1 protein-coding gene is annotated in these 400 nt (G+C 57.5%); it reads left to right on the top strand.

Annotated features, from left to right (window positions below):
• Positions 1 to 400, top strand: a 400-nt coding sequence (locus Q4563_RS16660) for a BMP family ABC transporter substrate-binding protein (RefSeq protein WP_303605283.1), incomplete at both ends; no start/stop codon positions are given.

The raw sequence follows: 400 nt of genomic DNA, 5'->3' as shown, positions 1-400 counted from the left end.
GAACGAGGCGCTCGACGATGCGCGTCAAGTCGTCGCCGACAAGCTGGGCTACCCGATCGCTGTGGCTGAAAGCATCCCGGAAGATGCCAGCGCCCTGAAAAACGCCATTGATCTGTACGTTCAGCGGGGATTCAACATTATTGTCGGTACTACCTACGGTTACTCCGATGGCATCGCGGAAGCGGCGGAAAAATACCCCAATGTAGCGTTCGTCAATGCCTCCGGCACCCGTAATGCCGACAACCTCGAAAGCTTCTATGCCCGCACGTATGAAGGCTGGTATCTGGCAGGTATTGCCGCCGGGGCCATGGCCGATAGCAATAAACTGGGCATGTTGGCCGGCTTCCCCGTCAGCGTGGTCAACTGGGATATCAACGGCTTTACCCGAGGGGTTCAGGTC

The organism is Gilvimarinus sp. 1_MG-2023 (assembly GCF_030548285.1).
This window is presented reverse-complemented; position numbering and strand designations above follow the sequence as displayed.